Consider the following 9,240-nt stretch of genomic DNA (forward strand, 5'->3'; position numbering starts at 1 on the left):
CTCGACCGCCCGCGGCCCGGGGAAGCCGGGCCGCGGGGACGACGTGAGGAACAGGCGATGAACGACCGAGTCACTCCTGCGGTGCGCGCGCTGCCCGACGGCGAGGCCGAGTTCACCCTGGTGGTGCGGCTGTCCGGGGAGGACATCGCCCGGCTCGGCCAGGAGGCCGGTCGGCCGGCGTCCCAGATGCAGCGTCCGGTGACGCTGGACGAGGCCGTCGGCCACCGGCTGCGCTCGACCCGGGCCGCGGCCGCGCACGCCAGGCCGGCCGGGGAACAGCCGGCCGCGACGGCGTCGGCGGTGGCGTCCAGCGGCTCGGTCTCCTCCCTGCCGAGGCTGAACGGAACGGCGTAGGGCTCACGGCGTGCTGTCACGGACCTTCGCCGCGGCCTTCCGGGCCGCCACGAGCACCGGATCCCACACCGGGGAGAACGGCGGTGCGTAACCCAGGTCCAGGGCCGTCATCTGCTCCACCGTCAGACCGGCCGTGAGGGCGACCGCGGCGATGTCGACCCGCTTCCCCGCGCCCTCACGGCCGACGATCTGCACGCCCAGCAGGCGGCCGGTACGGCGTTCGGCGATCATCTTGACGGTCATCGGGGAGGCGCCGGGGTAGTAGCCCGCGCGGCTGGTCGACTCGATGGTGACCGTCTCGAACTTCAGGCCCACCCGGCGGGCGTCCTTCTCGCGCAGCCCGGTGCGCGCGATCTCCAGGTCGCACACCTTGCTCACCGCGGTGCCGACCACGCCCGGGAAGGTGGCGTAGCCGCCGGCGGCGTTGGTGCCGATGATCTGGCCGTGCTTGTTGGCGTGGGTGCCCAGCGGGACGTGGCGCAGCTGTCCGGAGACCAGGTCCAGGACCTCCACGCAGTCACCGCCGGCCCAGATGTTCTCGTGGCCGCGCACCCGCATCGCCCGGTCGGTGAGCAGGCCGCCGTGCGCGCCGAGCGGGAGTCCGGCCGCCCGCGCGAGCGCGGTCTCCGGGCGCACTCCGATGCCCAGCACGACCACGTCCGCCGGGTACTCGGCGTCCGCGGTGGCCACCGCCCTGACCCCGCCTCCCCCAAGCTCTCCGCTTCGCACGAGCCGGGAGGGACCCCCATCGCCGGTGAGCACCTCGGTCACCTCGGCGTCGTCGACCATGGTGATGCCCAGGCCCGACATGGCCCGGTGCACCAGGCGGCCCATGTCGGGGTCGAGCGTGGACATCGGCTCGCGGCCGCGGTTGACGACCGTCACCTCGTAGCCGCGCTTGATGAGCGCCTCGGCCATCTCCACCCCGATGTAGCCCGCGCCGATCACCACCGCCCGGCGGCCACGCGCGCGTGCGAGGCTGTCCAGCAGGGCCTGGCCGTCGTCGAGGGTCTGCACCCCGTGCACGCCGGGCGCGTCGGCGCCGGGCATGTCGGGCCGGACGGGACGGGCCCCGGTCGCGATCACGAGCTTGTCGTACGACGTCCAGGACTCCGCGCCGGAGTCGAGGTCCCGCGCGCGCACCCGGCCGGCGGCCACGTCGATCTCCGTCACCTCGGTGCGCATCCGCAGGTCGATGTCCCGCGCGCGGTGCTCCTCGGGCGTGCGGGCGATCAGCTGGTCCCGCTCGTCGACGTCGCCGCCCACCCAGTACGGGATGCCGCACGCCGAGAACGAGGTGAAGTGGCCGCGTTCGAACGCCACGATCTCCAGCTCGTCCGGCCCGCGCAGCCGGCGTGCCTGCGACGCCGCGGACATCCCCGCGGCGTCGCCGCCGATCACGACAAGGCGTTCCCTCGTACCCCGGTCATCCCGCGCAGCGCTCACGTCCATGCGAACACGCTACGGGGACGGGTCGTCAGGGGACGGGTCGTCTCAGTCCTGAGAGTCCGGTTCAGTCCTGAGAGTCCGGTTCGCCGCCGGGCTCCGCGGCCGGGGGCGCGGGTGCCCGCCGGGAGTCCGGGAGCGCGCCCGGCGCGGTCGTGGCGGTCGTGTCGGCGACGGGGCGCTGGGGCAGCCGGGGCCGTACGACCCGCAGCCACAGCGCCGCGACGAGGGCCGCCGCCGCGGCGAAGGGGAGCAGCGCCCCGATGGCCAGGGCGATCCAGCGGAGCACGGTGACGAACACGTGCCAGCCGCCCGCCAGCGCGTCCACGAACCCGGGCTGATCGTCCTCGGGTACCGCCGTCGGCGCCGGTGTCCGGGACAGCGACAGGGTGATGGTGGCCAGGCTCGTGCGGTCCTTCAGCGACGCCTGCTGGGCCAGCAGCGCCTCCAGGTCGGACTCGCGGCGGCTCAACTCGCCCTCCAGGCTGACCACGTCGCTGAGCCGGGTCGCCCGGTCCATCAGCTCGCGCACCCGTGCCACACTCGCGCGCTGCGACTTGATGCGGCTGTCCACGTCGACGACCTGGTCGGTGACGTCCTGCGCCTTCGCCGTGCGCTCGATCAGCTTGCCGGTGCCCTCCAGGCCACTGAGGACCTCGTCGTACCTGTCGGCGGGAACGCGCAGCACCACGCGTGTGCGTTCGTGACCGTCCTCGTCGCGGCTGGTGCTCTCGTCGCCGACGTAGCCCCCGGCGGTCTCGACGGTGGTGCGGGCCGTGTCGAGGGCCTTCGGCACGTCCTTGACCTGCACGGTGAGCGAGGCGGTGCGGATGATGTGGCTCGCGGTGACCCGGGACGGCGCGGTGGCCCTCGCCTCGGAGGCCCGGCCGCCGCCGCTGCCCGGCGCGCCCTTCTGGTCCTCGTCACCGGCCGCGCCCACGGCGGACTTGGCGGAGGAACCGCCGCTGTCGCCCGCGCTGCACCCGGTGAGTGAAAGAGCGGCTGCGAGCAGGAGCCCGGCCAGGGCGGAAGCGGGCCGGACGGAACGTCGTGTGCGCATGTGGCATACCCCCGAGGGTCCTCGTGACCACTGACGCTTCTTCGACTCACGGGCCGCGCCAGACGTTGGCCGGAAACGGTTCCGATGCGGTCACGTTCACGACTCGGGCCGGACACCGGGGCGCGGGAGGAGCACCGGAGCGGTCTGAGAGAGTGGGCTCATGAGCGCAACGGGTACGGGCACGGGCCATGTCGTCGTCATCGGGGCCGGGATCGCGGGGCTGGCCGCCGCGCACCGGCTGTTGCAGCACGGGGCGCGGGTGACCGTGCTGGAAGCGGCGGAGCGGGTCGGCGGCAAGTTGCTGCCGGGCGAGATCGCGGGCGTCCGTGTCGACCTGGGCGCCGAGTCGCTGCTGGCCCGCCGGCCCGAGGCCGTGACCCTCGCGCGCGAGACGGGACTCGCCGGCCACCTCCAGCCGCCCGCCACGGCGAGCGCCTCGATCTGGACCCGCGGCGCCCTGCGCCCCATGCCGAAGGGACACGTCATGGGCGTCCCCGGCGCCGCCTCCGCGCTGGCCGGCGTGCTGTCCGGGGAGGGCCTCGCCCGCATCGAGCGCGACGCCGAGCTGCCCCGCACGGAGGTCGGCGACGACGTGGCGGTCGGCGAGTACGTGGCGGCCCGCCTGGGCCGCGAAGTCGTCGACCGCCTGGTCGAGCCCCTGCTCGGCGGCGTCTACGCCGGTGACGCCTACCGCATCTCGATGCGCTCGGCCGTGCCCCAGCTCTTCCGGGCCGCGCAGACCCATGACTCGCTGCTGGAAGGGGTCCGCGAGATCCAGGCCGACGCGGCCGCCGCGCAGCAGACCGGGCCGGTGTTCATGGGCATCGAGGGCGGTGTGGGCCGGCTGCCGCTCGCGGTCGCGGAGTCGGTGCGGGCCCGCGGCGGCGAGATCCTGACCGGGACCCCGGTGACGGAGCTGCGCAGGCAGGACGGTACGTCCTGGCGGGTGGCCGCCGGTGACCGCGTGCTGCACGCGGACGCGGTGGTCGTCGCCGTGCCCGCGCCCGTCGCCGCCGGGCTGCTGCGCGCCGAGTCCCCGGAGGCCGCCGCCGAGCTGCGGGCCGTCGAGTACGCCTCCATGGCCCTGATCACGCTGGCCTACCGCCGCGCCGACGCCGCCCTGCCCGAGGGCAGCGGCTTCCTGGTGCCCCCCGTCGACGGCCGCACCATCAAGGCGTCCACCTTCGCCTCCCGGAAGTGGGGCTGGATCGCCGAGGAGGACCCGGACGTGGTCGTGCTGCGCACCTCCGTGGGGCGGTACGGGGAGACGGAGATCCTCCAGCGCGATGACGCCGACCTCGTCGAGGTCTCCCGGCACGACCTGCGCGAGGCGACCGGCCTGGACGCCGCGCCCCTGGAGACCCGTGTCACCCGCTGGACCGACGGCCTGCCCCAGTACCCCGTCGGCCACCACGCGCGCGTGGCCCGCATTCGCGAGCACGTCGGCAAGCTGCCCGGTCTGGTGGTGTGCGGCGCGGTGTACGACGGGGTGGGCATCCCCGCGTGCGTCGCGAGCGCGTACGCGGCCGTGGACCAGCTGCGGGGCGACCTGCGGGCCGGGCGGGAGCTCACCGCGGCCCCGGTGCAGAGTCTGCACGGCGGAGCGGGAGAATAGCCCCATGAGTGACGACGCCCCCACCACCGAGTCCGGCAGGATCCCGAACAAGGGCAAGCTGGCCAAGGACCTCAACGAGGTCATCCGCTACACGCTGTGGTCCGTCTTCAAGCTGAAGGACCTGCTTCCCGAGGACCGCGCGGGCTACGCGGACGAGGTCAAGGAACTGTTCGACCAGCTCGCCGCCAAGGACGTGACCATCCGCGGCACGTACGACCTCTCGGGCCTGCGTGCCGACGCCGACCTGATGATCTGGTGGCACGCCGAGACCAGCGACCAGCTCCAGGAGGCGTACAACCTCTTCCGTCGCACGAGGCTCGGCCGCGCCATGGAGCCGGTGTGGTCGAACATGGCGCTGCACCGCCCCGCCGAGTTCAACCGCTCGCACATCCCGGCGTTCCTCGCCGACGAGACGCCGCGCGACTACGTCAGCGTCTACCCGTTCGTGCGCTCCTACGACTGGTACCTGCTGCCCGACGAGGACCGCCGCCGCATGCTCGCCGACCACGGCAAGATGGCCCGCGGCTTCCCGGACGTGCGCGCCAACACGGTCGCGTCCTTCTCCCTCGGCGACTACGAGTGGATCCTCGCCTTCGAGGCCGACGAGCTGGACCGCATCGTCGACCTCATGCGCCACCTGCGCGGCTCCGAGGCGCGCCGGCACGTCCGCGAGGAGATCCCGTTCTTCACCGGGCGCCGCAAGGACATCACCGAGCTGGTGGCGGGTCTGGCCTGACCCCCCGCCGTGTCCGGGGGCGGGCCGGCCCCGGGACACGGCCGGTCAGCGGGTGGCTGTGGGCCGGCCACGTCGGGGTCCGCGTAGTCGAGGGGCACCAGGACCGTGCCGCACTCCATGGTGCGGGGCGGGTCCCGTGCCTTCGGGCGCGCGCCGCGGCCACGACGGTGCCGCGCAGTTCCGCCGCGGTTCCGGGAACCCGCGCGATGCCCGGGGCCGGGGCGCCGGTGAGGGCGGTGAGGACCAGGGACCCGGCGGCCGTCCGGACGGCGGCGACGCGCATCGCGTGTCCCTTTCGGTGCACGGCCGCGGCGGAAGGGATGTTTCGTTCGCCCCGGAGGGAAGGGCAGGCACCGTCCCGCCGGTGTCGGCGCCGATGCGCCCCGCGCGAGCGCCCGTGCCGGGCGTGCGCTCCGGCACGCGCCGCCGCCCGTACGCCCGTCGGTCCCGGCCGGCGCCGGTCGCGGGCTACTGGTCCCGGAAGGCTTGGCCGTGCGGCGGTCGGCCGCGCGAGGGCCGGTCGCGCGAGGGCCGGCCGCGGTGGGCGAAGGCCGCGCGCAGGTTCGGTTCGCCGATCGCGCTGATGCCGCGTACGGCCACGGACGCCAGGTACGTACGCTCGTCACCGGCGCCGTTCACACGCCGGGTCAGCGCGCCGAGCAGGCGCTGTCCGGCGGGGGAGGCCCAACGCGAGTACGGGTGGACCTCGAAGCGGGCGATGGCCAGGCAGCTCAGGGCGAGCGCCAGCGGCAGCGCGAACCAGAGGGCGATCAGCCCGCGGGGCATCCCGGTCGGGCCGGGCAGCAGCAGCGCGGTCGTGCCCAGGGCGAGGACGGCCAGCACGGCGGCGCGCACCCGGCGGACCCCGGCCGCGATCGTGGACCCGTCCCCGTCCGGAACGGCGAGCCCGGCGCTGACGAGCCGGTCGGCGAGGCCGCGCACCGCGTCCGCGGTGGCCGCGGCCGCGCGCACCGGCGCGATCCGGGACTGCCCCTCCGGGCCGATCGCCCCTATGACGGAGCGCTCCATCTCGTCCCGCCCGCGCGGATCGACGACCGTCGCCCAGCCGGTGTGCGCGAGCAGCAGCCGCCGCTGGCGCGCCATGGAGACCAGGGTCAGATCGGCGACCCGCGCGGGTCCGCCCGAGAGGAACGCCGCCTCATAGAGCGTCAGGTCGCGGCCACCGCCCGCGTCCACGTCGACGGCAGCGGCGCGTACGGCGGCCAGGCACAGCCGCAGGCACGCCGTGCCCGCGAAGGCCCAGGCCAGAAGCAGGAGAAGGACCCAGAACATGACGCGTTTCTATGCCAGAGGTCTGGGAAACGCCATGCCTTGTTCGCCATCCGGACAGAGTGTTGCCGGTATGTGACGTTCCGTTTGTTTCCCGAGGTCAGGGCGTCAGGTCCGGGCTCAGCGGCGCAGCAGCACCCTCTGTGCCGCGCGGGCCACCCGTGCCACTGGCCGGCGCGACCGCGGCGCCGGTCCCGAGCGGTCCAGCCACCACTCCCGCAGCTCCCGCCGGATCCCCGCGTCAAGAGGCCGACCGGCGAGCAGCAGGGACTCCGCGAACTCCAGCGCGTCCTGCCGGTAGCCCCCGGCCATCGGGTGCTTCTGCGCGTACGCGAGGAACGCGGCCCGGTAGCCCTCGCCGAGCAGCACCGGCAGTTCCGGCGCCACCTTGGCCACGACATCCGCCCGTTTCGCGGCCAGCGAGCGTGCCTGCACGCCGATGCGCACCCGGTCGAAGCCCTCCGGCGCGGGCGTCCCGGCGACCAGCGCCGACAGGAGCGCGGTCTGCGCGAGGGCGAGCCGCTGCCGTGCGGGCTCGGTGCCGGCCGTCCGCCGGTCCGGTCCGGGCGCCTCGCGGCCGCCGTCGGGGGCAGGTGCGGTGTCGGCCGCCCGTCGGGCCGCCGTACACCCCGACTCCACCGCTGTTCCGATGGCTGCCAACTCCCGCTCCAGCTCGACCGGTTCGGGAAAGTTCTCGTCGCGCTCCAGCAGGACCCCCGGCGGGACGACGCGTGAGGCGAGGTCGGCCAGGATGTCGAGGACCGGCCGCGGCACCGGGTGGGCGTGGCTGTCGTGCCAGACGCCGTCACGTTCGAAGCCGCCTGCGACATGGACGTACGCGAGGGCTTCGAGGGGGAGTTCGGCCAGTGCCCGGGCCGGGTCCTCTTTCCGGTTGATGTGGTTGGTGTGCAGATTGGCCACGTCGATCAGCAGCTTCACACCCGTGCGGTCGGCCAGCTCGTAGAGGAACTGACCCTCCGTCAGTTCCTCGTGCGGCCAGGCCAGCAGCGCGGCGATGTTCTCCACGGCGAGCGGCACGGGCAGCGCCTCCTGCGCGATCCGGACGTTCTCGCACAGCACGTCGAGGGCGTCGCGGGTGCGCGGTACGGGCAGCAGATGCCCGGCTTCCAGCCGCGGGGAGGCGGTCAGCGCGCCGCCCGCGCGGACGAACGCGATGTGCTCGCTCACCAGTGGCGAGCCGAGCGCCTGCGCCCGCTCGGCGAGGGCGGTCAGCCGGCCCTCGTCCGGTCGGTCGGCCCCGCCGAGGCCGAGCGAGACCCCGTGCGGCACCACGGTCACCCCGCGGCGGCGCAGGCGCAGCAGCGACTCGGGGAGATGCTCGGGGCACACGTTCTCCGCGACGACCTCGACCCAGTCGACGCCTGGCATGTCCTCCACGGCGTCCGCGATCTCCGGCCGCCACCCGATCCCCGTCCCGAGCCGCTCCATCGTGCCCTCGCCCCCTTTTGCCTCCATACCGGTGCACGTGACGGGGGTTATGGCCCGGGCGCCGGGCCCCGAACCCCGCCGCCCGCACCTTCAGAGCAACATTTGAGCTGGGCCCCGCTGGGAGACCTAGGTGTTCTGTCCACGGAGGTTGGTGACAGCGATCACTGACGTGTGATCTTGAAATGGGTGAGGGCCCTCTGGCTCGGTGTGGATTGCCACATCTGCACCGGCGACCAGAAAGGCCCTCATGCCGCACCGTAACGCACCGCTGACCGAGACCGGACGCCTGCGCCTGGCCCGCTGCGTCGTGGACGACGGCTGGCCTCTGCGGCGGGCTGCGGAACGCTTCCAGGTCTCTGTGACCACGGCCCAGCGGTGGGCCGACCGCTACCGGCTGTTCGGTGAGGCGGGCATGGCCGACCGCTCCAGCCGTCCCCGCACCAGCCCACGGCGGACCCCGACGCGCACCGAGCGGCGGATCATCAAGGTCCGCGTGCTGCGCCGCTGGGGACCGGCCCGCATCGCCGGCCTGCTGCGGCTGGTGCCCTCCGCCGTGCACCGGGTGCTGACCCGTTACGGCCTGGCCCGCCTCGCGCACCTGGACCGGGCCACCGGCCGTGTCATCCGCCGCTACGAACGCGACAAGCCCGGCGAGCTGGTGCATGTGGACATCAAGAAGCTCGGCAACATCCCCGACGGCGGCGGCCACAAGGCCCTGGGCCGCCCAGCGGGCCGCAAGAACCGCTCGGGCGCCGGCTACAGCTACATCCATACCGCCGTCGACGACCACTCCCGCCTCGCCTACAGCGAGATCCTCGGCGACGAGAAGAAGGAGACCGCCACCGCCTTCTGGAGCCGGGCCCAGGCGTTCTTCACCCAGGCCGGGATCACCGTCGAACGCGTACTGACCGACAACGGCTCCTGCTACCGCTCACGCGACTGGCGAGACCTGCTGGCAGCAGCCGGGATCGCCCACAAGCGCACCCGGCCCTACCGGCCCCAGACCAACGGCAAGGTCGAACGCCTCAACCGCACCCTGCTCGACGAATGGGCCTACGCCCGCCCCTACCGCTCAGAGACCGAACGACGCGACGCCTTCCCCGACTGGCTGCACACCTACAATCACCACCGCGGACACACCGCGCTCAAGGGCCAACCACCCGCCAGCCGCGTCCCTAACCTCTCGGGGCAATACACCTAGGGCGTGTTTCGAAAGTAGCGCCGTCCGCCCGGAGGGCGGGCCCCGCGGCGTCTGGTGCGGTGCATCGCAAGGCGGAGGGTCGTCCGCGT

General features: G+C 74.0%; 8 protein-coding genes. 4 read left to right on the forward strand and 4 right to left on the reverse strand.

The window, feature by feature from the left end:
* Positions 1–57: 57 nt before the first annotated feature.
* Positions 58–354, forward strand: a complete 297-nt coding sequence (locus ACFY4A_RS04795; RefSeq protein ID WP_390827935.1) for a hypothetical protein — start codon at positions 58–60, stop codon at positions 352–354.
* A gap of 3 nt (positions 355–357) precedes the next feature.
* Here the strand turns inward: ACFY4A_RS04795 and ACFY4A_RS04800 are convergent, their stop codons facing one another.
* Together ACFY4A_RS04800 and ACFY4A_RS04805 are read right to left on the reverse strand one after the other, a co-directional pair.
* Entirely contained in the window at positions 358–1,806 is a 1,449-nt protein-coding gene (locus ACFY4A_RS04800; RefSeq protein ID WP_390827936.1) for an FAD-dependent oxidoreductase, read from the reverse strand.
* Between the two features lie 61 nt (positions 1,807–1,867).
* Entirely contained in the window at positions 1,868–2,860 is a 993-nt protein-coding gene (locus ACFY4A_RS04805) for a DUF4349 domain-containing protein (protein WP_390827937.1), read from the reverse strand.
* A gap of 160 nt (positions 2,861–3,020) precedes the next feature.
* Here ACFY4A_RS04805 and hemG point away from each other — a divergent pair, with 160 nt between their 5' ends.
* Positions 3,021–4,475 (forward strand): protoporphyrinogen oxidase, encoded by a 1,455-nt coding sequence (gene hemG, locus ACFY4A_RS04810; protein ID WP_390827938.1) that lies wholly within the window; start codon positions 3,021–3,023, stop codon positions 4,473–4,475.
* A 4-nt stretch (positions 4,476–4,479) separates the two neighbouring features.
* Entirely contained in the window at positions 4,480–5,211 is a 732-nt protein-coding gene (gene hemQ, locus ACFY4A_RS04815) for a hydrogen peroxide-dependent heme synthase (protein WP_390827939.1), read from the forward strand.
* A 468-nt stretch (positions 5,212–5,679) separates the two neighbouring features.
* Here the strand turns inward: hemQ and ACFY4A_RS04820 are convergent, their stop codons facing one another.
* Complete coding sequence (locus tag ACFY4A_RS04820; RefSeq protein WP_390827940.1) at positions 5,680–6,504, reverse strand: TIGR04222 domain-containing membrane protein; 825 nt, start codon at positions 6,502–6,504, stop codon at positions 5,680–5,682.
* A gap of 117 nt (positions 6,505–6,621) precedes the next feature.
* Positions 6,622–7,950 (reverse strand): DUF692 domain-containing protein, encoded by a 1,329-nt coding sequence (locus tag ACFY4A_RS04825; protein ID WP_390827955.1) that lies wholly within the window; start codon positions 7,948–7,950, stop codon positions 6,622–6,624.
* A 247-nt stretch (positions 7,951–8,197) separates the two neighbouring features.
* On the opposite strand from ACFY4A_RS04825, the gene ACFY4A_RS04830 reads away from it, so the two are divergent.
* On the forward strand, positions 8,198–9,151 hold the full coding sequence (locus tag ACFY4A_RS04830; RefSeq protein ID WP_390827941.1) for an IS481 family transposase: 954 nt from the start codon (positions 8,198–8,200) through the stop codon (positions 9,149–9,151).
* Positions 9,152–9,240: the final 89 nt, after the last annotated feature.

It is taken from the genome of Streptomyces sp. NPDC001292 (assembly GCF_042896465.1).
Lineage (GTDB): Bacteria > Actinomycetota > Actinomycetes > Streptomycetales > Streptomycetaceae > Streptomyces.